Origin of the sequence: Nocardia araoensis NBRC 100135 (assembly GCF_000308435.1) — a bacterium.
GTDB lineage: Bacteria > Actinomycetota > Actinomycetes > Mycobacteriales > Mycobacteriaceae > Nocardia > Nocardia araoensis.
In genome coordinates this window covers 24,269-46,044 of sequence record NZ_BAFR01000131.1, presented here as the reverse complement: position 1 = coordinate 46,044, position 21,776 = coordinate 24,269, and the positions used below count along the sequence as shown (strand labels likewise).

Genomic DNA, 21,776 nt, shown 5'->3' with positions numbered 1-21,776 from the left:
GCGTTCCTCCGATCGGGTCTCGATGGTCAGGGGAGGTGCGGCGGGTGGCCCGGCCCGGTCGGGGACGGGCCACCCGTACTGGGGCGAACGGGTGCGGACGCTCAGTACCGGTTCACCGTCGGCGGCTGCGGGGCCTGGTAGCCCGAGGCGCCGACGGTCGAGTCGAACGCCTTCTTCCAGGAACCGTCGGCGATCATCGCCTCGATCGCGTCGTTGACCTTGTCGCGCAGTTCCTTGTCGCCCTTCTTCAACCCGATGCCGTAGTTCTCCGTGGTGAACGGCTTGCCGACCACCTTGAACGCGCCGCTGCTCTGCGCCGCGTAACCGGCGAGGATGATGTCGTCGGTGGTGACCGCGTCCCACGATCCGGCGCGCAGGCCCTCGAGGCACAGCGAGTAGGTGTCGTTGGTCTGCAACTGCGTGTCGGGGTAGTTCTTCTCGATGTTCTGGGCCGGAGTGGAGCCCTTCACCGAGCAGACCTTCTTGCCCTTCAGGTTGTCCGGGCCGTTGATGTCGGTGTTGTCGGCGCGCACCAGCAGCGACTGTCCCGCGACGTAGTAAGGCCCGGCGAAGTCGACCTTCTCCTTGCGCTTGTCGTTGATCGAGTAGGTGGCGACGATGTAGTCGACCTGTCCGTTCTCGATCAAAGTCTCACGCTGCGGCGACGGCGCTTCCTTGAACGTGATGTCGTTCGGCTGCACACCCAGTTTCCCGGCGACGTACTTGGCCACCTCGACATCGAAGCCGCTGTAGGACCCGTCCTTGTTCCGCAGGCCGAGGCCCGGCTGGTCGAACTTGATGCCGATGGTGAGCTTGCCGTCCTTGGCGTGATCAAGGGCGGATTTGTCGCCGCCGCCGCCACACGCGGTGGCGGTCGCGGCGGCGAGTGTCAGGGCGATCGCTCCGACACCGATGCGCAGAGCGCGATTGATCCTCATCGAGTTCCTTCTCCCTATCCAGTGGGTGTGCTGGCCGCTGTGTCCGGCAGGTCAGTGGCTCAAGATCTTGCCCAGGAAGTCCTTCGCTCGCTCGGACTTCGGGGCGGTGAAGAAGGCGTCCGGCGCCGCGTCCTCCACCACCTGGCCGTCGGCCATGAACAGCACCCGATTCCCCGCGCGGCGCGCGAAGCCCATCTCGTGGGTGACGACCAGCATCGTCATCCCGTCCTTGGCCAGAGACACCATGACTTCCAGCACCTCGTTGACCATCTCCGGGTCCAGCGCGGAGGTCGGTTCGTCGAACAGCATCACCTTCGGGTTCATCGCCAGCGCCCTGGCGATGGCGACGCGCTGCTGCTGGCCGCCGGACAACTGCGCCGGGTACTTGTCGGCCTGGTCGGCGATGCCGACCCGGTCGAGCAACTCCATGGCGCGGGTCCGGGCATCGTCCTTCTTGATCTTGCGGACCTTGACCGGCGCGAGCATGACGTTCTCGAGGATCGTCTTGTGCGCGAAGAGGTTGAACGACTGGAAGACCATGCCGACGTCGGCGCGTAGCGCGGCCAGAGCGCGGCCCTCGGCGGGCAGCGGGACGCCGTCGATGGCGATGTCGCCGGAATCGATCGGCTCCAGCCGGTTGATGGTGCGGCACAGCGTCGACTTACCGGACCCCGATGGCCCCAGCACGATGACGACCTGCCCTTTGGGCACCTCGAGGTTGATGTCCTTGAGTACGTGCAGGTCGCCGAAGTGTTTGTCCACTTTGCGCATCAAGATCATCGGCGGTCCGCTTGTGGCGGCATTGACGGCCCCGGCAGAGGCGTCCCCGGTCGTGGCGGGCGCGGCGTCGTCGTCGGTCATGGTCATGACCTTAGGCAAAAATCGGAAATTTGCCCGACTTTCCGCGACACACCGTCCCGCCGCGCCGATCCGACACGTGGGTGTAACCTCCCGGTTCCTCCGCCGTCGACCGCGGATCGCCCCGAGTCCTGCGTCGATGCCCGCGAAAGCCGCTGGAGGCCGCCCCGTACCCTGGACGGGTGGATTCGATCGGACAGGCAGTGTTGTCTCCTGCGCCCGCCGAGGGCACAGCACGCAGCTACGAGGTCCGCACCTTCGGTTGCCAGATGAACGTGCACGATTCCGAACGCTTGTCGGGTTTGCTGGAGGACGCGGGCTACGTGAAGGCCGCGCCCGGCGCGACGGCCGACCTCGTCGTCTTCAACACCTGCGCGGTGCGCGAGAACGCCGACAACAAGCTCTACGGCACGCTCGGTCACCTGGCGCCGATCAAGGCGGGCCATCCCGGCATGCAGATCGCCGTCGGCGGCTGCCTGGCGCAGAAGGATCGCGACGTCGTCGTGCGCAAGGCGCCGTGGGTGGACGTGGTCTTCGGCACCCACAACATCGGTTCGCTGCCGGTGCTGTTGGAGCGGGCGCGGCACAACCGGGAAGCTCAGGTGGAGATCCTGGAGTCGCTGGAGGCGTTCCCGTCCACGCTGCCCGCCAAGCGCGAATCCGCTTACGCGGGCTGGGTGTCCATTTCGGTGGGCTGCAACAACACCTGCACCTTCTGCATCGTGCCCTCGCTGCGCGGCAAGGAGGTCGACCGCCGCCCCGGTGACGTGCTCGCCGAAGTGCAGGCGCTGGTGGACCAAGGCGTGCTCGAGGTGACGCTGCTCGGCCAGAACGTGAACTCCTACGGCGCCTCGTTCGCCGACCCGGACGAACCCCGCGACCGCGGCGCGTTCGCCAAGCTGCTGCGCGCGTGCGGGCACATCGACGGCTTGGAGCGGGTCCGCTTCACCTCGCCGCACCCGGCGGAGTTCACCGACGACGTGATCGAGGCCATGGCCGAGACCCCGAACATCTGCCCGCAGCTGCACATGCCGCTGCAATCGGGTTCGGACCGGGTGCTCAAGGCGATGCGCCGCTCCTACCGCAAGGCGCGCTACCTCGGGATCATCGACAAGGTGCGCGCCGCGATGCCGCACGCCGCGATCACCACCGACATCATCGTGGGCTTCCCCGGCGAGACCGAGGAGGATTTCCAGGAGACCCTCGACGTGGTCCGGCAGGCGCGTTTCACCAGCGCGTACACCTTCCAGTACTCCAAGCGGCCGGGTACGCCCGCGGCCGACATGCCCGATCAGCTGCCCAAAGCCGTAGTCCAGGAGCGCTACGACCGGCTCATCGCGCTGCAGGAGGAGATCTCCCTTTCCGCCAACCGCGAGCTGGTCGGCACCGAGGTGGAATTGCTGGTCGCCGAGGGCGCCGGCAAGAAGAATGCCGCCACCGCGCGCATGAGCGGTCGCGCCCGCGACGGCAGGCTGGTGCACTTCCGCCCGGGCGGCACCGCCGAGCCGATTCGCCCCGGCGATCTGGTCACGGTGGACATCACCGCCGCGGCGCCGCACCACCTGGTGGCCGATGCCGCGATCAAGAGCCACCGCCGCACCCGCGCCGGTGACGCGCACGAACGCGGTGTCACGCCGAAGACCGCGCCGATCGGGGTCGGTCTCGGGCTGCCCCGCATCGGCGCACCCGCCCCGGAACCCGCGGCCGCGGGCTGCTCGACCGGCTGCGGCGCATGACCACGAGCCCGGACGACAACGACGACGCCACCCGTGGCGCCGATGGGGCTGTCCCCGCGTCCGGCGAGAACCAGCGCGGCGCGTCCGCGGCCGACCAGGGGCACGAGCCCGCGCGCCCCGACGCAGACGAACGAAACGAGGACTCAGTGAGCTCCGCCGAGAGCACCGCCGATTTCGAACAGTTCCGCGACGATCTCGACGCCGTCGAGCGCAAGATCGCCGGTGAGATCGATCCGGGTGTCCGCGCGATGGTCGTGGCCGGGGCGGTCTTTCTGCTGCTGGCCTCGCTGGTGCTGCCGCACGCGGGCGGGGCGCGCGGCTTCGACGTGCTGCTGAACACCGACGTCGCGCGGGCCGAGCACATCGGGCTGCCCTCGCGGATCTTCGTCTGGTTCGTCGTGGTGTTCGGCATCGGGTTCTCGATGCTTGCGCTGATGACCCGCCGCTGGGTGCTGGCTTGGATCGCGGTCGCGGGCAGCGCCGTGGCCGGCGTGTTCGGCGTACTGTCCATCTGGCACCGCCAGACGCCCGGGCTCGGCAACTACGTCGGCGCGGGCCCCGGCATCGGCCTGATCCTCGGCGCGATCGTGACCGTCGTGCTCACCTTCCATTGGATCCGGGTGGTGTGGAGCCGTACCGCGCTGCACCTGGCCGCCGAGGAGCAGCGCCGCAACGCCGCCGCGGCCGCGGAAGAACGCGACCGCCGTCGCCTCATGGGCGATTCCTGACCGCACCGGCCTGCGATCTCAGCGATTGCTGACGGCGCCCTCGGCGGCCTCGGCCCACTCCCGCCACTGCTTGGCCTGTTCCAGCGCCTTCTCCGCGTCGCGGGCCTTGCCCGCGGCCTGCGCCTTCGCGGCTTGCTCCTCGAACTGTGCCACCCGCTCGCGGAACTGGGCGGCGCGGGCCATCGCCTCGGGGTCGGTGCGCCGCCATTGCGCGTCGACCGCGTCGCGCACACGCTTCTCGATCGACCGCAGCTTGCCTTCCAGCTCCTGCATGCGCTCGCGCGGCACCTTGCCGATGGCGTCCCACTTCTCCTGGAGTTCGCGCAGCGCGCTGCGGGCCGTTTCCAGGTCGGCGGAGGGATCGATGAAGGCGTAGTCGTTCAGCAGTTCCTCCTTGGCGGCCGCGTTCTGCTCGAACTCGGCGTCGCGCTCGGAGACCGCGGCGTTGCGGGCGGCGAAGAAGACGTCCTGCGCGCTCTTGAAGCGCCGCCACAGCGCCTCGTCGGCTTCACGTGGTGCGCGCCCGGCGGCTTTCCACTCGGTGAGCAGGTCGCGGAAGACGCCCGCGGTGGCCACCCAGTCGGTGGAGCCGGACAGTTCCTCGGCCTGCACGCACAGTTCTTCCTTGCGAGCCTTGGCGGCGGCGCGTTCGCGATCCAACTCGGCGAAGTGCGCGCCGCGACGGCGGTTGAACGCCTCGCGCGCCTTGGAGTAGCGCTTCCACAGCGCGTCGTCGACCTTGCGGTCCACGCCCCTGATCGACTTCCACTCGTCGAGGATCTCGCGCAACCGATCGCCCGCGGCCTTCCACTGGGTGGACTCGGCGGCGATCTTCTCCGCCTCGGCGGCCAGCGCCTCCTTGCGTTCGGTGTGCTCGTGCCGGGCGCGTTCCTTCTCTTCCTTCGCGTGCGCGGCGGCCTCTTCGGAGTGCTCGGCGATGGCCTGCAGGCGCCGGGCCAGGCCCTCGATGTCACCGATCACGGCGGCGGTCGGCAGCGACTCGGCCAGCGCGACGGCGGCGGCCTTGGTCTTACGCGCGTCCGCGCCCGCGGCCAGTCTGGCCTCCAGCAGTGCCACCTCGGTGGCCAGATCATCGAACCGGCGGCCGAAGTGGGCCAGGCCCTCGGCGGCGTCACCGGCCTGCCACGAGCCGACCTGGCGTTCGCCCTCGGCGGTCTTCACCCACGCGGTGCCGTCTTCGTCGACCCGGCCCCACAGGCTCGGATCGGAGACGGTGGGCACGACGACGGGATGGGGATGCTGCTGGGCCGGGCCCGGGGCGGGTTTGACCGCGTGCGGTTTGGGCGGTTGAATCGAGCGGCCCGGTTTCGGGGCACCGGAAGAACGGGGCATCTTGCCGGGGCCGGCTTTCGCGGTTCCGTTGCTGTCGGTCATTTTTCCTCGTCCCTGCCGCGCGTCACGGCTGCCTGATTACGCCCTAGCTCATCCCATTCAACCCGGTCCGAGCCCTTGTGACCATCGATCCATGCCTTCCCACGGAGGAATCCCGGGGATTCCAACCCCTGATGACCTGGGTTGTAGCTCCTCGAACACTATCAATCCCGGCGGTGTTTCCGGCAGAGACACTCGAAGCCGGGAGGTACCGGTGGTCCCCGCAACGACTACGGTTACGACGTGTTCTCCGTCGCCGCCCTCGTTCCATCGCCGCCCGTGCTGGTCCCCGAGCTGTGCGGTGGTCCGGCGGACACGGCGGGAACAGCGGATTCGGATCCGCGCGCGGTGCTGCGGTCCGCCGTGCTCGACATCGTGCGCGCCTTCGCGGCCGTGACGGGCGACTGGACGGTGGTCGGCGTCGGCGCCGGTGACCGTACGTTCGGTCCCGAGACCGTCGGCACGTTCCGTGGCTTCGGCGTGGACGTGCGGGTCGGCCTTTCGCGTGCGGCGGTCGCCGGAACGCGACCGGCCGACGCCGAATTGCCGCTGGCCGTCCTGATCGGCGGGTGGTTGCGCGGGCAGGTCGCTCCGGACGCGGTCGCCGAGGCGCGCATCGTTCCCGCGGACGCGCCCGCGGAGCATTGCCAGGAGACCGGGGCGAAGCTGCGTGCCGAGCTGGACGGCGACGACGAGGCGCGCGGTGTGCTGGTCGTCGCCGACGGCGCGGCGACGCTGTCTGTCAAGGCCCCCGGCTACCTCGATGAACGGGCCCGTCCGGTGCAAGACCGGCTGGACCACGCGCTGAGCGCGGGTGATCGCGCCGCGTTGCGGGCCCTGGACCCCGGGTTGTGCTCCGAACTGGGCTTGGCGGGCCGCCCGGCCTACCAGGTGCTGGCCGGCTTGTTCGGCGCCGACCCGCTGGTCGAGACGCGCTACTGCGACGCACCGTTCGGCGTCGGCTATCACGTGAGTCTCTGGCGGCCCGCGGGAGACGACGCGCCGTGACGGCCCGCGGCATCACTCCGATCGCGGTCGTCGGCCCCACCGCCACCGGCAAATCCGATCTGGCCCTCGACCTGGCCGAACGACTCGGCGGCGAGATCGTGAACATCGACGCCATGCAGCTGTACCGCGGCATGGACATCGGCACCGCGAAGCTGCCCGTCGCGCAGCGGCGGGGCATCCCGCACCACCAGCTCGACGTGCTCGACGTGACCGACACCGCGTCCGTGGCCGCCTACCAGGCGGCGGCGAGCGCGGACGTCGTCGCCATCATGGGACGCGGCCGGGTGCCGGTCATCGTGGGCGGCTCGATGATGTACGTCCAGGCACTGTTGGACCAATGGGAGTTCCCGGCCACCGATCCGGCCGTGCGGGCGCGCTGGGAGTCGGTGCTCGCCGAACAGGGCGTCGCGGCCGTGCACGCGGCGCTGCGCGAGGCCGATCCCGCGGCCGCGGCCACCATCCTGCCCACCGACGGGCGCCGGATGGTGCGTGCGCTCGAGGTCGTGGAACTCACCGGTCAGCCGTTCGCCGCCTCGGCGCCCACCATCGGGCAGCCGCGCTGGGGCACCGTCATCATCGGCGTCGACCGGGAGACGGCGGCCTTGGACGCGCGGATCGAGCGGCGCACCGCCGCCATGTTCGAAGGCGGACTGGTCGAGGAGGTACAGGGCCTGATCGAGTGCGGCCTGCGCGAGGGCGTCACGGCCCGGCGGGCCATCGGCTACGCACAAGTCCTGGCCCATCTGGACAACGAATACGACCTGAACCACGCTCAGGAACGCACCCTGATCGGTACCCGGCGCTACGTGCGCAGGCAACGCTCCTGGTTCCGGCGCGATCCCCGGGTGCGGTGGGTGGACGGCGCTGCCCCGGATCCGGCCGCGACCGCGCTGGCCCTGCTCGACGAGAAAGAACGGACTCCGCAGTGACCCGACGTGTGAGCACGCGCAACGCCTCCGTCCAGGTGTGGCAGGCCTACCTCAACAACCGCACCAAGCGTCATCGCGACGGTCGTTTCCTGGTGCAGGGGGTGCGTCCGATCACGCAGGCCATCGCCAACGACTGGCCGCTGGAGACGCTGCTGTACCGCCTCGGCGGCCCCGAGCTGTCCGGCTGGGCGCGCGAAGTGCTGGACACCTGCGGTGTGCCGCAGGTCGGCCTGGTGCCCGAGTTGATGGCCGAACTCGGCGAGAAGTCCGGCGCGGTACCGGAGCTGGTGGCGGTCGCGGAGTCGCGGCAGCCCGAGCTGGAGACCTTCGAACCGGGTGAGCCGGGGGAGGACGCGCCGGTGGTCGTGGTGTTCGACCGGCCCAACTCGCCGGGCAACTTGGGCACGCTGATCCGCTCGGCCGACGCGTTCGGCGCCAGCGGCGTCATCGTCACCGGGCACGGCGCCGACCAGTACGACCCCCAGGCCGTGCGCGCGTCGACCGGTTCGCTGTTCGCCGTGCCGGTGATCCGCGCCGCCGGGCCCGCGCAGGTGCTGGAGTTCCGCAACCGGCAGATCCGCCGCGGCATCCCGACCCGCATCGTGGGGACCGACGAGCACGGCACGCACGCCGCCTACGACTACGACTTCACCGAGGCGACCATCCTCGTCGTCGGCAACGAGACCAGCGGCATGAGCGCCGCCTGGCAAGCGGCCTGCGACGACATGGTGCACATCCCGATGGGTGGCACGGCCAGCTCGCTGGGTGCGCCCTCGGCGGCCGCGGTGACGCTCTACGAAATTTCCCGGCAGCGCCGGACGTTTGCCAAGTGACGACGAGACAGGGAGACATCGCACGTGCCGGATATCGAGTTCACCAAGGGCCACGGCACCGAGAACGATTTCGTGGTGCTGCCGGACCCGGAAGCCGCCCTCGCGCTGACGGCCGAGCAGGTCGGCGCGCTGTGTGATCGCAGGCGCGGGCTCGGCGCGGACGGCGTGCTGCGGGTCGCGCGGGCCGGTGCGCTGCGGGCCGCCGGTGTGCTCGCGGAGCTTCCGGAGGAAGTCGGCGCCGACGACTGGTTCATGGACTACCGCAATGCCGACGGCTCGATCGCCGAGATGTGCGGCAACGGCGTGCGGGTGTTCGCGCACTACCTGCACGCCTCGGGGCTGGAGACCCGCGACAGTTTCGTGGTCGGCAGCCGCGCCGGGGCGCGCCCGGTCACCGTACACACCGGGAACACGGTCACCGGGGACGTCACCGTCGGCATGGGCCGCGTGCGCGAACTCGGCCCGTCCACCGCGACCATCGCGGGCTGGGCGCTGCCCGGCATCGGTATCGATGTCGGCAATCCGCATCTGGCCTGTGTCGATCCGGGCATGTCCGCGGACGCGCTCGGCAAGCTCGACCTCACCGTGCCGCCCGGCTTCGATCCGGACCTGTTCCCGCATGGAGTGAACGTCGAGATCGTCACGGCGCTGGACGCCGAGCGGTCGGTCGACATGCGGGTCTACGAGCGCGGCGTGGGCGAAACTCGTTCCTGCGGAACGGGAACCGTCGCCGCGGCCGCCGCGGCGCTGGCCGCCGACGGCTTCCGGATCGGCGCGGATTCCGGCCGCGTGACGGTCCGGGTGCCCGGCGGCGCACTGACCGTCGGGCTCGAACGCGGCTCCGCCTGGCTGCGCGGGCCGTCGGTCCTGCTGGCCACGGGCCGCCTCGCCGGGTCCTGGTGGGACGGCCGGTAGCGGCATCGCGCCCGATAACCGGGTGCGTGCTGCGGTGATGTCGTGGCAGCATGGATGGTGTATGAGGAAATCAGAGACGTATGAATTCACTCCGGCGGACGCGAGCGACCGCGCCGCCGAAGCGGCCGACGGCGGCGTATCCGGCGGAGACACGGTGACCGGCGACGTCGTGGCCGAGCACCGGGCACGGATGGAGCGATCGGGCTGGTCGGCCGATCCCACCACCGGTGAACTGCAGTTGGAGGACCGTAGCTCGCTGCGCCGCGTGGCGGGCCTGTCCACCGAGCTCACCGACATCACCGAGGTCGAGTACCGGCAGCTGCGCCTGGAGCGCGTCGTGCTGGTCGGAGTCTGGACCACGGGAACCGCCACGCAGGCCGAGGCCAGCATGGCGGAGTTGGCGGCGCTCGCCGAGACCGCCGGTTCCGAGGTGCTGGAAGCGCTGATCCAGCGCCGCGACCGGCCGGATCCGGCCACCTACATCGGCTCCGGCAAGGCCGACGAGCTGCGCTCTGTGGTGCTGGAGACCGGCGCGGACACCGTCATCTGTGACGGTGAGCTGACCCCGGCCCAGCTGACCGCACTGGAGAAGGTGGTCAAGGTCAAGGTGGTCGACCGGACCGCGTTGATCCTGGACATCTTCGCCCAGCACGCCACCTCCCGGGAGGGCAAGGCGCAGGTCTCGCTGGCCCAGATGGAGTACATGCTGCCCCGGCTGCGTGGCTGGGGTGAGTCGATGTCCCGGCAGGCCGGTGGCCGCGCCGGCAGCAACGGCGGTGTGGGTCTGCGCGGTCCCGGTGAGACCAAGATCGAGACCGATCGTCGTCGCATCCGGGAGCGCATGGCCAAACTGCGCCGGGAGATCCGCGAGATGAAGACCGCGCGCGACACCATGCGGGCGCGCCGCACTTCCAGTGGCATCCCGTCCGTGGCGATCGTCGGCTACACCAACGCGGGCAAGTCGAGCCTGATGAACAAGCTCACCGGATCCGGCGTGCTGGTCCAGGACGCGCTGTTCGCCACCCTCGATCCGACCACCCGCCGGGCCGAGTTGGACGACGGGCGCGAGGTCGTGTTCACCGACACCGTGGGCTTCGTGCGGCACCTGCCGACCCAGCTGGTCGAGGCGTTCCGCTCCACCTTGGAGGAGGTGACCGGCGCCGACCTGCTGCTGCACGTGGTGGACGGCTCCGACGCGTTGCCCGCGGAGCAGATCAAGGCGGTTCGGGAGGTGATCACGGACGTGATCAAGGAATCCGGCACGCCCGCCCCGCCCGAACTGCTGGTGGTGAACAAGACCGACGCGATGGGGCCGACCGAGCTCACCAACCTGCGTGCGCTGCTGCCCGACGCGTCGTTCGTCTCCGCGCGCGGCGGCCAGGGCATCGACGCGCTGCGCGAGCGGCTCGCCGAGATGCTCGGCGGCTTGGACGTGGAGATCAGCGTGCTGCTGCCGTACACGCGCGGTGACCTGCTGGCCCGCATCCACGCCGACGGCCGCATCCTGGGCTCCGACCACGAGGAGGGCGGAACCCGCGTCCGCGCGCGTGTGCCGCATGCTCTCGCCGCCGCCCTGTCGGAGTACGCGCACGCGGGGACGAACGGTACGCAGGAGTAGGGCGAGCGCCCGTTTCGACAGTGAACGTCAGTGGTCCGTGCCGTGTGGACGTGCCTCGGAACGTGCGCCGACGCCCGCGTTGCCGTCCCCGAAGTGCGAGTTCGCGGCGGGCTTGCCGGGACGGCGAACGAGCTGGTCGATCGACCGGATCGGGCGTGTCGGGACGCGACGCGCACATCCGGTGCGACGCAGTCGATTTCGTTGCGCTATCGTCATCGAATCGACACCAGGAGGGTTCATGTCGGACGTCCGCTCCGATTCCCGCACCCGGCGCTCCGGCACCGCGAACAGCGCCGATCCGGCGCTCAGCGACGGTGCGCCGCTGTCGGTTTCGCTGACCGACACCGATCTGCGGGTGATCGACACCCTGCTCGCGCCACTGCGCGCGTGGACCAGCCCGCGCTTCTACGGCTTGGAGAACATCCCGGCCGACGGCCCGGTGCTGCTGGTCGGTAACCACAACCTACTTGGCGGCATCGACGCTCCCATGCTGCTGCCCGAGGTGCTGCGCCGCCGCGGCCGCCTGATCCGCGGTCTCGCGGAGAACGTACTGATCAATGTGCCCGGTGTCCGTCACATCCTGCACCACTACGGCGCGGTGCGGGGGACGCGGTCGAACTGCCTGGCCCTGCTCCGGCGTGGTGAGGCCGTGATGGTGTTCCCCGGCGGCGGCCGGGAGGCGGTCCGGCGTAAAGATGAGAAGTACCTGCTGAAGTGGGAGGGACGCAGCGGTTTCGCGCGCATGGCCATCGAGGCGGGCGCGCCCATCGTCCCGGTCGCGATGATCGGCGTCGACGACGCCTACGACATCGTGGTCGACGGCGACCATCCGGTCCTGCGCCCGCTGCGCTGGACAGTGGAAGCGCTCGGTCTCAGCCGCGACCTCACGCCGCCGCTGATCCGGGGCGTCGGCCCCACCGTCATCCCGCGGCCGGAGCGCTTCTACTTCTCCGCGGGCGCGCCCATCGACCCGGCGCCCTGGCGCGATGCGGGCGACATACACGCCGCCACCTTGGAATTCCGCGACGTGGTGCGCAAAGCGCTGGAGGAGGAGATGAACTTCCTCTTCGCCGAGCGCGAGCGCGACGAAGGCCGCACTCTGGTGGGCCGCTTGCGGGGCTGGCTGAAACGCTGACGTCGGGCTCGGTGAGCAGCGGTCGGTGGCGATCCAACCCCGGCGCCCGGAGCGCGCTCACCAGCGCAGGACAGCCTCTGTTTCGTCATCGACCAATTCTCCGGTGGGCTCGAAGCCGAGCGAGCGATAAAGCTCGCGATCATGAAACGCCACAGGGATACACCCGGCTCGTCGGTGTCCATGCCGAGGTCGAGCATGAGGAAGCCGGTCGCCGCTGCGGATACGACGCGCGCGCCGCCTGTCGCGGACGATGCTGTGCGATGCCTCGGCGTCCTCCGCCGTGTTTGCCGGAAATCTCGTCTCCTGAACTCGACGCAGGCAACCGCTCCTGGTGAGACCATGGTTCTGGCCCCAGAAGTGAACAGCGATTCTCTTTCCGGGTACGGTATGGGGCAACGACTGGTCGGTGTGGACCGGCCGGTGTGGTCACTAGGAGGTTGGCGTGGAACGCACACTGTTCGAACCCGAGCACGAACTGTTCCGGGAGTCGTTCCGCAAGTTTCTCGATCAGCACGTCGCGCCCGATCACGCGAAGTGGGAGGAGCAGGGGATCGTCGACCGGGAGGTCTGGCTCGAGGCGGGCAAGCAGGGCTTCCTCGGCATGGCCATGCCGGAGCAGTACGGCGGCGGCGGGGTGAAGGACTTCCGCTACAACGCCATCGTCTCGGAGGAGTGCGTACGCGGCCAGTACTCCGGCCTCGGCTTCTCGCTGCACAACGATGTGATCGCGCCTTACCTGCTCGAGTTGGCCAACGACGAGCAGAAGCAGCGCTGGCTGCCCGGCTTCTGCGCGGGCGAGATCATCACCGCGATCGCGATGACCGAACCGGGCACCGGTTCGGACCTGCAGGGCATCAAGACCCGCGCGGTGCGCGACGGGGACGACTGGATCCTCAACGGCGCCAAGACCTTCATCACCAACGGCATCAACTCCGACATCGTGATCGTGGTGGCGCAGACCGACCCCGAGAAGGGGGCGATGGGCTTCAGCCTGTTCGTGGTCGAGCGCGGCATGCCCGGCTTCGAGCGCGGCCGCAACCTGGACAAGCTCGGCCTCAAGGCCCAGGACACCGCCGAGCTGAGCTTCACCGACGTGCGCGTGCCCGGCAAGAATCTGCTCGGCACCGAGGGGATGGGCTTCATCCACCTCATGCAGAACCTGCCGCAGGAACGCCTGTCGATCGCCGTCATGGCGGCGGCGGCGATGGAGTCCTGCCTGGATATGACGGTGCAGTACGTCCGCGACCGCAAGGCGTTCGGCAAGCCGATCGGCGCGCTGCAGAACACCCGGTTCGTGCTCGCCGAACTGGCCACCAAGACCACCGCGGTGCGCCTGATGGTCGACAAGTTCATCGAACTGCTCAACGAGGGCAAGCTGACCGCGGAGGACGCGGCGATGGCCAAGTGGTGGAGCACCGAGGAGCAGCTCGACCTGATCAACCGCTGCCTGCAGCTGCACGGCGGATACGGGTACATGAAGGAATACCCGATCGCCAAGGCCTACATGGACGCCCGCATCCAGACCATCTACGGCGGCACCACCGAGATCATGAAGGAGATCATCGGGCGCAGCCTGAAGCTCGCCTGATCACACGAGGTCCGGCTCGGGGCGACAGCTGGCGTCGGCCCGGGTTGCGGCACAATCGCCTCCCGAGGTGATGACGGACTCGTCGTCCGCCGGTCGCCCGGAGTGGAGGAGTTGCGATGCCGAGTCTGGCCAACCAGGTCGTGCGCGGGTACCTGAAAGCGACCCGGGCCAATCGTGTGTTCATCGATGCCGACGCGGCGCGCAGGCGGGTCCTCGAGCGGAGCGTGCGGCCTCGCAACTACGGTCCGCCGCGGCGGCTGCGCGCGGATGTGACGATCACGGTGGAGCGTCGCGGCGGCTGGCCGGTCTACACCCTGACCCCGCGCGGCCACAGGCCACGGGGGAACGTGGTGTACGCGCACGGCGGCGGCTGGGTGCACGAGATCGCGCCGCAGCACTGGGCGCTCTGCGCGGCGGTCGCCGCGGAAGCCGGTGCGGCCGTGACGGTGCCGATCTACCCGCTGATTCCGTTCGGGACGGCGGGGCAGGTCGTCGCGGGCTTCGTGGAGCTGGCGCTCGCCAACCGGGAGACCTACGGAAATGTGTGCGTGGCAGGGGATTCCGCCGGAGGGCAGATCGCACTGTCGGCCGCGGTGGCTCTGCGGGACGAGCACGACGTGCGGCTGCCCGGCACCGTGCTCATCGCCCCCGCGCTCGATCTGTCGCTGACCAATCCGGAAATCGAGGTCGTGCAGCCACGGGACCCGTGGCTGGGCGTCGCGGGATCGCGGGTGTTCATCGAACACTGGCGCGGCGATCTCGAGCTCGCCGACCCGCGCGTCAGCCCACTGGCCGCCGACCCGCGCGGACTCGGCCCGCTGACGGTCTTCTGCGGCACCGATGACATCCTGTGGCCGGACACCCTCCTGCTGGTCGAGGCGGCGCGCGGCGCCGGGGTCGTGGTGGACTACCACGAGGCACCCGGCCTGCCCCATGTCTATCCGCTGACCCCGACCCCGGAAGGGCGTGCTGCGCGTCGGGTCGTCATAGAGAGTCTGCGTGGCGCGCTCGCCAGTTGAGCGACGGTTCGGTGCCGAATCGCGCGCGCCCGGCTACGTACCGGCTGCGGGCAGCGTGACCACGAAACGGGCTCCGGGCGCGCCGTCGGCGACGTGAATGGTGCCCCCGTGGCGTTGCACGACGTCGCGGACGATGGCCAGGCCGAGGCCCGCGCCGCCTTCGTCGCGGCTGCGCGCGTCGTCCAGGCGGACGAATCGCTGGAAGATCCGCTCGCGGTCGGCGGGCGGCACACCCGGCCCGTCGTCGGTGACCGATAGCACCACCGGCCCGTCGGCATCGCGGTCCACGGCGACGTGAACGGTCTTCGCGGCATGCCGCTGCGCGTTGTCGACCAGGTTGCCCAGAACGCGGGCGAGCTGGGTACGGCTGCCGGTGACCGCCACGGGCTCTTCCGGTATCGAGATCCGCACGGCCACCCGGTCCCGGACGCGGTGCTCCAACTCCTCACGGACCAGCACGGTCAGGTCCACCCGATCCGCGCGCGGTTGCTCACCAGCGTCGAGCCGGGCCAGGAGCAAGAGGTCCGCCGCGAGATGTTCCAGCCGGATGGTGTCGCCGATCAGTCCGTCCAGTTCCAGCAGTTCGGGGTGCGCCTGGGCCACCTCGAGCTGGGTGCGCAGGCTCGCGATGGGGCTGCGCAACTCGTGTGCGGCGTCGGCGATGAACCGCCGCTGGCGCTCCGCGGACTCCTCCAGCGCGGCGAGCGTGACGTTGGTGGTGCTCGCCAGCCTGCCGATCTCGTCGCGAGAGCCCGGTTCCGGCACGCGGCGGGAGAGATCGCCGTCCATGATCTCGGCGAGCTGCCTGCGAATCGCCTCCACCGGGCGCAGGGCGCGCCGGGTGACCAGCCAGATCACCAGGGCGACCACGGCGAGCAGTGGGGGCAGGCCGATCAGCATCGCTTGCCGTGCGTCCGCCACCGCGCTGTCGGCGGTCTCCAGCGAGGAGCCCGCGTAGACGGTGGCGGGCTGTCCGCCCCGGATGGTCACCGCGAGCGCGGCGACCCGGAACGGATGCGGCCCGTCCTCGTCGTCCACCGTCAGCCGCACGTCGCCGAATTCGGCGTCGGCCGCCGTGGGGTCCGTGGGTTGCGCCAGGCTTTCGCGGTCCGGCTTCTCGTCCTCGTCCTCTTCGTCGTCCTCCTCGTCGTCCTCTTCTTCTTCGTCATCGTCATCGGAAGTCTCGGCGTACGGGCCGAACTCGGCCATGGGCGGTTTGCCCGCGAGGTCGTCGTCGGCCGCGAGCACGCGGCGGTCGAGCGAAACGACCTGCACCGGTTCGCTTTCGGCATCGGGAAGCCGCAGCCGGGCGAGATCCGTGCCCGTCGCGAGCTGCGTCGCCACGTCCTGCGCGGTGGACTCCGCCTGCACTTCGGCGCTGTGCACCAGGTTGTGCCGCAGCACGGCCAGCACCACGAGCCCGGCCGCGGTCAGCGCCACCGCGACCACGACCGTCGCCGCGACCGTGGTGCGCACGCGGACCGAGCGCCACCAGGCCCGTGCGGCTCGCTCAGGCACGATCGGCCGTCAGCCGGTAGCCCGCACCGCGAACGGTGGTGATCGATCGGCGCCCGAACGGCGCGTCGATCTTGCGGCGCAACGTGCTGATGTAGACCTCGACGATGTTCGGGTCGCCGTCATAGGCGAAATCCCAGACATGGTGCAGGATATCGGCTTTCGACACCACCTCCCCGGCACGCACGGCCAAGTGCTCGAGTACGGCGAACTCCTTGGCGGTGAGCGTCACGTCCTGCACGCCGCGACGGCAGGTCCGGGTGCTCGGGTCCACGGTCAGATCACCGACGCGCAGCACACGGGCGCCGCCACGGGTCCGGCGGCGCAACAGCGCACGGATGCGGGCCAGCAGCACCAGATAGGAGAACGGCTTGCTGAGGTAGTCGTCCGCGCCGGTGTCCAGTCCCTCGGCCTCGTCGTATTCGCCATCTTTCGCGGTCAGCATGAGCACGGGCGTCTCGTGGCCACCGGCACGCAGCGCGGCGCAGACGCGGTAGCCGTTCATGCCGGGCAGCATGATGTCGAGGATGATCAAGTCGTAATCGGTGGTCGTCGCCAGGTGCAGTCCCTCGGCGCCATCGTGTATCACATCCACGGCGAATCCCTCCGCCGACAACCCTTTTGCCAGCGTGAGAGCCAGACGTTTCTCGTCCTCGACGATCAGCAGACGCATTCCCCAAGAGTGGCAGACCGATCCTGAAACCGTCTTCAGGTGACTTCAGCTCGCCTTCAGTTCCGTTCGCCACAGTGGACGCATTCGAGATCAGCACTCCCGCAGGAGGTTTCCCATGACAACCGTAATCCGCCGCGCCTACGCCGGTCTTCGCTGGCTGCTCGTCGGCACGGCCGTCGCGGCCGCCGTCGTCGGTCTGAGTGTGGTCCTGGCCGCGGTCGCCACCGGCGGTCCGGACGATCACACCGTCGCGTTCCGGTCGGTCACGGCGGACTGGTCGCTGGTGGCCGACACCGGGATCAGTAGGCAGCAGGCCATCGACAAGGCGCTGGCAGCCGTGCCGGGCGGACAGGTCGTGTCCGTGGATCTCGACACCGACCGCGGGGTCGCGGTGTGGGAGGTGGAGCTCACCACTCCCGCGGGCGTGGAGCACGACGTGACGATCGATGCGAACAGCGGCCAGGTCCGCGCCGTGGTCGACCACGACTGACCGGCTCGGCCCTTCCGCCGGACGCAGGTGTGACGGGTCGGTGCACGGGTAAGCACGAGGTGTTTGCTGCCGGGCGGCAGGGATCCGGAGGGAGATCCCGGCCGCGGCTTCACCGGTAGCCGAGACCGTGGCGCACGGTAGGTATGACGCCATGCGGACGCGTTCGCCGAGCATCGAGGATTCGCCACGCAGAGGGTTTGCCCGGGAGTAGCCTCAAGTTGTCCACTCGAGGAATCGAGGTCCGGATGCACGAGATGGCCATCACGCGCAGTGTCATCGACGCCGTTTGTGAGCACGCGGCGGGCCGGCGGGTCCACTCCGTCACCGTCGAGGTCGGCGCGCTGTGCGCCGTCGTGCCCGATGCCATGCGGTTCTGTTTCGAAGTCGCGGCCGAGGCGACGGTCGCCGAGGGCGCGGAACTGGTTGTGGTCGAGATCCCGGGTGTGGCGGCATGCCGTAGTTGCGGCGCCGAGTTCCGGCTGCCCGACCCCATCCTGCTGTGTCCCTGCGGCAGCGCCGATGTCGAGATCCGCTCCGGGCGCGAGCTGCGTATCCGATCCATGGAGGTGAGTGAGGCATGTGCGCAACCTGCGGTTGCGGCGACGACGCCGCCGCGCTGATTCGCGTCCCACACGATCACCAGCACGCCGACGGGCACGACCACACCCATGCGGACCATGAGCACCACCATCCCCACGAGCACGGCCCCGGCGCCGACCACGTCCACGTGCCCGCCACCGAGACGGTCACCCTGGAACTGAAGGTCCTCGCCAAGAACGACGAACTGGCGCAGCGCAACCGGGCCTGGCTGGCCGAGCGCGGCATCGTCGCGCTCAACATGACCAGCTCGCCCGGTGCGGGTAAGACCACGCTGCTGGAGCGCACCATCCGGGAGTCCGGCCAGGCCCCGATCGCGGTGATCGAGGGTGACCAGGCGACGTTGCTCGACGCCGAACGGATCGAGGCGACGGGGTGCGGTGTGGTGCAGGTCAACACCGGGGCTGGATGTCATCTCGACGCCGAGATGATGTATCGCGCGCTGGAGACGCTCGACCCCGCGCCGGGCACGCTGCTGTTCGTCGAGAACGTCGGCAATCTGGTCTGCCCGGCGCTGTTCGATCTGGGGGAGCGGGAGAAGGTGGTCGTCATCTCGGTGACCGAGGGGACCGATAAACCGCTGAAGTATCCGCACATGTTCCAGGCCGCAGGGCTGGTGCTGGTGAACAAGACCGACCTGCTGCCGTATGTCGATTTCGATCTGGACCGATGCCGGGAATACATCCATTCGATACATCCGGGCGTCGAGGTCCTTCCGCTGTCGGTCAACAGCGGTGAAGGCCTGTCTACCTGGTACGACTGGCTGGCCGGGCAGCGTCGCGCGGCCGGTCCGGCGGCTCTTGAGGATGCCGCCGGGCGCGCTTAAGGTGAAGTGATCAGGATCACATCTGCGGGTGACCCCTTCTTCGAGAAAGGCGAGATTCGGCCCCCGTGGTCCGCTGCGGAAGGTGGCGAGAGATGCCCACTCGCGAAGCAGTACGAGCCGAACAGACGCTGATCCACGTTCTGTGGATCAACGCGGGACTCAGTTGTGACGGTGACTCGGTCGCCTTGACGGCGGCCACGCAGCCGAGCGTCGAAGAGATCGCCCTCGGCGCGCTCCCCGGTCTGCCCAAGATCGCCGTGCATTGGCCGCTGATCGACTTCGAGTGCGGACCCAACGGCGGTGCGGACGACTTCCTGGAGTGGTTCTTCAAGGCCGACCGCGGGGAACTCGAACCGTTCGTTCTGGTGGTCGAGGGCTCGATTCCGAACGAGCAGTTGAAGAAGGAGGGCTACTGGTGCGGGTTCGGCAACAATCCCGCCACCGGCCAGCCCATGACGACCAGCGAATGGCTCGACCGTCTGGCGCCGAAGGCCACGGCCATCGTGGCGGCGGGCACCTGCGCGACCTACGGTGGCATCCACGCCATGGCGGGCAACCCCACCGGCGCGATGGGCGTGCCGGACTATCTCGGCTGGGACTGGAAGAGCAAGGCGGGTATTCCGATCGTCTGCGTGCCGGGCTGCCCGATCCAGCCGGACAACTTGTCGGAGACGCTGACCTATCTGCTCTACATGGCGACCGGCCAGGCGCCGATGATCCCACTCGACGAGGCGTTGCGGCCCAAGTGGCTGTTCGGGGCGACCGTGCACGAAGGCTGCGACCGCGCGGGTTACTACGAGCAGGGTGAGTTCGCCACCGAGTACGGCTCGCCGAAATGCATCGTGAAACTCGGCTGCTGGGGACCCGTGGTCAAGTGCAACGTGCCCAAGCGTGGCTGGATGAACGGCTTGGGCGGCTGCCCGAACGTCGGCGGCATCTGCATCGGCTGCACCATGCCGGGATTCCCGGACAAGTTCATGCCGTTCATGGACGAACCACCCGGCGGGAAGTTCTCGTCCACCGCATCGGGGCTCTACGGATCGGTGATCCGCAGCCTCCGTCATATCACCGGACGCACGGTCGACAAGGAGCCGCACTGGCGGCACCGGGGCCGGAAGCTGGAGACCGGCGCGACCCGCACCTGGTAGGAGGTTCTCTGATGACCCAGATCATCCCGGAGCCGTCGCACAAGACGATCGAGCCGGACCGCCTCGTCGAGATGGCGTGGGATCCGATCACTCGTATCGTCGGCAGCCTCGGCATCTACACCAAAATCGACTTCGAGAATCGGGAAGTGGTCGAGTGCCACAGCACCTCGTCCATCTTCCGCGGCTACTCGATCTTCATGAAGGGCAAGGACCCGCGCGACGCGCACTTCATCACCAGCCGCATCTGCGGCATCTGCGGCGACAACCACGCCACTTGTTCGTGCTACTGCCAGAACATGGCCTACGGCGTGCGCCCGCCGCACCTCGGCGAGTGGATCGTCAACCTGGGCGAGGCCGCCGAGTACATGTTCGACCACAACATCTTCCAGGAGAACCTGGTCGGCGTCGACTACTGCGAGAAGATGGTCTCCGAGACCAATCCGGGCGTGCTGGCCAGGGCCGAGAACACCGAGGCGCCGCACGCGGGCGACCACGGGTATCGCACCATCGCCGACATCATGCGGGCGCTCAACCCGTTCACCGGTGAGTTCTACCGGGAGGCGTTGCAGGTCAGCCGGATCACGCGCGAGATGTTCTGCCTGATGGAAGGCAGGCACGTCCATCCGTCCACGCTGTATCCCGGCGGGCCGGGCACGGTCGCGACGATCCAGTTGATGACCGACTACATGTCCCGGCTGATGCGCTACGTGGAGTTCATGAAGAAGGTCGTGCCGATGCACGACGATCTGTTCGACTTCTTCTACGAGGCGCTGCCCGGCTACGAGAAGGTCGGCCTGCGGCGCACGCTGCTGGGTTGCTGGGGCTCGTTCCAGGACCCGGAGGTCTGCAACTTCGAGTACAAGGACATGGCGGACTGGGGCCGCAAGATGTACGTGACCCCCGGCGTTGTCGTCGACGGCAAGCTGCTGACCACCTCCCTGGTCGACATCAACTTGGGACTGCGGATCCTGCTGGGCAGTTCGTACTACGAGGACTGGACCGATCAGGAGATGTTCGTCAAGACCGATCCGCTGGGCAACCCGGTGGACCGCCGCCATCCCTGGAACCAGCACACCAACCCCCGGCCGCAGAAACGCGACCTGGACGAGAAGTACAGCTGGGTCATGTCGCCGCGGTGGTTCGACGGCACCGATCACCTCCCCCTGGACACCGGCGGCGGCCCGCTGGCCCGGCTGTGGTCGACGGCGCTGGCCAACCTCATCGACATCGGCTACGTGAAGGCCACCGGGCACAGCGTGCAGATCAATCTGCCCAAGACCGCGCTCAAGGGCCCGGTCACGCTGGAGTGGAACATCCCGGTGCACGGCAGCAACACCCTCGAGCGCAACCGCGCGCGCACCTACTTCCAGGCGTACGCGGCGGCCTGCGCGCTGCACTTCGCGGAGAAGGCGATGGCGGAGATCCGAGCCGGCCACACCAAGACCTGGGAGAAGTTCGAGGTGCCGGAAGAGGGCATCGGCTGCGGCTTCACCGAGGCGGTGCGCGGCGTGCTGTCGCATCACATGGTGATCCGCGACGGCAAGATCGCCAACTATCACCCGTACCCGCCGACGCCGTGGAACGCCAGCCCGCGCGACAGCTTCGGCACGCCCGGACCGTACGAGGACGCGGTGCAGGGCCAGCCGATCTTCGAGGAGAACGACCGCGAGCATTTCAAGGGCATCGATGTCATGCGCACCGTGCGCAGTTTCGATCCCTGCCTGCCCTGTGGCGTGCACATGTATCTCGGCAAGGGCAAGACGCTGGAGAAGCTGCACTCACCGACGCAGACGCTCACGCCCGAGTGAGTCCGCGTCGGGCGAAACGACC

General features: G+C 69.1%; 20 protein-coding genes. 15 read left to right on the top strand and 5 right to left on the bottom strand.

The genetic code is table 11. The features are described 5' to 3' along the window. Nucleotides 1-101: 101 nt before the first annotated feature. The gene (locus tag ON21_RS17790; RefSeq protein ID WP_039799258.1) at nt 102-938 is read right to left on the bottom strand and encodes a glutamate ABC transporter substrate-binding protein; all 837 of its coding nucleotides are present in this window, start codon (nt 936-938) and stop codon (nt 102-104) included. Nucleotides 939-989: 51 nt separating this feature from the next. Then, nucleotides 990-1,718, bottom strand: coding sequence for an amino acid ABC transporter ATP-binding protein (locus tag ON21_RS17785; protein ID WP_039799304.1), 729 nt, complete (start codon nt 1,716-1,718; stop codon nt 990-992). Between the two features lie 260 nt (nt 1,719-1,978). On the opposite strand from ON21_RS17785, the gene miaB reads away from it, so the two are divergent. Together miaB and ON21_RS17775 are read left to right on the top strand one after the other, a co-directional pair. Next, the gene (gene miaB, locus ON21_RS17780; protein ID WP_083880697.1) at nt 1,979-3,532 is read left to right on the top strand and encodes a tRNA (N6-isopentenyl adenosine(37)-C2)-methylthiotransferase MiaB; all 1,554 of its coding nucleotides are present in this window, start codon (nt 1,979-1,981) and stop codon (nt 3,530-3,532) included. Then, nucleotides 3,529-4,260, top strand: coding sequence for an Rv2732c family membrane protein (locus ON21_RS17775; RefSeq protein ID WP_245562640.1), 732 nt, complete (start codon nt 3,529-3,531; stop codon nt 4,258-4,260). The genes miaB and ON21_RS17775 overlap by 4 nt, the downstream gene beginning before the upstream one ends. Nucleotides 4,261-4,278: 18 nt before the next feature. On the opposite strand, the gene ON21_RS17770 is transcribed toward ON21_RS17775, so the two are convergent. Further along, nucleotides 4,279-5,655, bottom strand: coding sequence for a DUF349 domain-containing protein (locus ON21_RS17770; protein WP_039799257.1), 1,377 nt, complete (start codon nt 5,653-5,655; stop codon nt 4,279-4,281). Nucleotides 5,656-5,895: 240 nt separating this feature from the next. Between ON21_RS17770 and ON21_RS17765 the strand changes: the two genes are divergently transcribed. The 8 genes from ON21_RS17765 to ON21_RS17730 all read left to right on the top strand — a co-directional run bounded on the left by ON21_RS17765 (nt 5,896) and on the right by ON21_RS17730 (nt 14,697). Continuing rightward, complete coding sequence (locus ON21_RS17765; RefSeq protein ID WP_039799255.1) at nt 5,896-6,660, top strand: class III extradiol ring-cleavage dioxygenase family protein; 765 nt, start codon at nt 5,896-5,898, stop codon at nt 6,658-6,660. Further along, nucleotides 6,657-7,589 carry a tRNA (adenosine(37)-N6)-dimethylallyltransferase MiaA gene (gene miaA, locus ON21_RS17760; RefSeq protein ID WP_039799254.1) on the top strand — a complete coding sequence of 311 codons (933 nt, stop codon included), beginning with the start codon at nt 6,657-6,659 and terminating at the stop codon, nt 7,587-7,589. Before ON21_RS17765 ends, miaA begins: the two co-directional genes overlap by 4 nt. Continuing rightward, nucleotides 7,586-8,422: a TrmH family RNA methyltransferase gene (locus tag ON21_RS17755; RefSeq protein WP_039799253.1), complete on the top strand. Its 837-nt coding sequence runs from the start codon at nt 7,586-7,588 to the stop codon at nt 8,420-8,422. The genes miaA and ON21_RS17755 overlap by 4 nt, the downstream gene beginning before the upstream one ends. 33 nt (nt 8,423-8,455) lie before the next feature. Next, nucleotides 8,456-9,337 (top strand): diaminopimelate epimerase, encoded by an 882-nt coding sequence (gene dapF / locus ON21_RS17750; protein WP_039799301.1) that lies wholly within the window; start codon nt 8,456-8,458, stop codon nt 9,335-9,337. 190 nt (nt 9,338-9,527) lie between these two features. Further along, nucleotides 9,528-10,955, top strand: coding sequence for a GTPase HflX (hflX, locus tag ON21_RS17745; protein WP_051020909.1), 1,428 nt, complete (start codon nt 9,528-9,530; stop codon nt 10,953-10,955). 238 nt (nt 10,956-11,193) lie between these two features. Then, nucleotides 11,194-12,090 (top strand): lysophospholipid acyltransferase family protein, encoded by an 897-nt coding sequence (locus ON21_RS17740; RefSeq protein ID WP_051020907.1) that lies wholly within the window; start codon nt 11,194-11,196, stop codon nt 12,088-12,090. A 442-nt stretch (nt 12,091-12,532) separates the two neighbouring features. After that, nucleotides 12,533-13,678 (top strand): acyl-CoA dehydrogenase family protein, encoded by a 1,146-nt coding sequence (locus ON21_RS17735; RefSeq protein WP_039799252.1) that lies wholly within the window; start codon nt 12,533-12,535, stop codon nt 13,676-13,678. Between the two features lie 116 nt (nt 13,679-13,794). Beyond that, nucleotides 13,795-14,697, top strand: a complete 903-nt coding sequence (locus ON21_RS17730; RefSeq protein WP_039799249.1) for an alpha/beta hydrolase fold domain-containing protein — start codon at nt 13,795-13,797, stop codon at nt 14,695-14,697. Between the two features lie 33 nt (nt 14,698-14,730). Here the strand turns inward: ON21_RS17730 and ON21_RS17725 are convergent, their stop codons facing one another. Then, nucleotides 14,731-16,215, bottom strand: a complete 1,485-nt coding sequence (locus tag ON21_RS17725) for a sensor histidine kinase (protein ID WP_039799248.1) — start codon at nt 16,213-16,215, stop codon at nt 14,731-14,733. Further along, nucleotides 16,208-16,885, bottom strand: a complete 678-nt coding sequence (locus ON21_RS17720; protein WP_039799247.1) for a response regulator — start codon at nt 16,883-16,885, stop codon at nt 16,208-16,210. Before ON21_RS17720 ends, ON21_RS17725 begins: the two co-directional genes overlap by 8 nt. 115 nt (nt 16,886-17,000) lie before the next feature. Here ON21_RS17720 and ON21_RS37180 point away from each other — a divergent pair, with 115 nt between their 5' ends. The 5 genes from ON21_RS37180 (at nt 17,001) to ON21_RS17695 (ending at nt 21,754) form a co-directional block, all read left to right on the top strand. Next, complete coding sequence (locus ON21_RS37180; protein ID WP_051020906.1) at nt 17,001-17,375, top strand: PepSY domain-containing protein; 375 nt, start codon at nt 17,001-17,003, stop codon at nt 17,373-17,375. 245 nt (nt 17,376-17,620) lie between these two features. After that, nucleotides 17,621-17,995 (top strand): hydrogenase maturation nickel metallochaperone HypA/HybF, encoded by a 375-nt coding sequence (locus ON21_RS17710; RefSeq protein WP_039799245.1) that lies wholly within the window; start codon nt 17,621-17,623, stop codon nt 17,993-17,995. After that, the gene (gene hypB / locus ON21_RS17705; protein WP_051020905.1) at nt 17,953-18,798 is read left to right on the top strand and encodes a hydrogenase nickel incorporation protein HypB; all 846 of its coding nucleotides are present in this window, start codon (nt 17,953-17,955) and stop codon (nt 18,796-18,798) included. Before ON21_RS17710 ends, hypB begins: the two co-directional genes overlap by 43 nt. Before the next feature lie 92 nt (nt 18,799-18,890). Then, nucleotides 18,891-19,946 carry an NADH-quinone oxidoreductase subunit B family protein gene (locus ON21_RS17700; RefSeq protein WP_039799244.1) on the top strand — a complete coding sequence of 352 codons (1,056 nt, stop codon included), beginning with the start codon at nt 18,891-18,893 and terminating at the stop codon, nt 19,944-19,946. An 11-nt stretch (nt 19,947-19,957) separates the two neighbouring features. After that, nucleotides 19,958-21,754, top strand: coding sequence for a nickel-dependent hydrogenase large subunit (locus ON21_RS17695; RefSeq protein WP_039799243.1), 1,797 nt, complete (start codon nt 19,958-19,960; stop codon nt 21,752-21,754). Nucleotides 21,755-21,776: the final 22 nt, after the last annotated feature.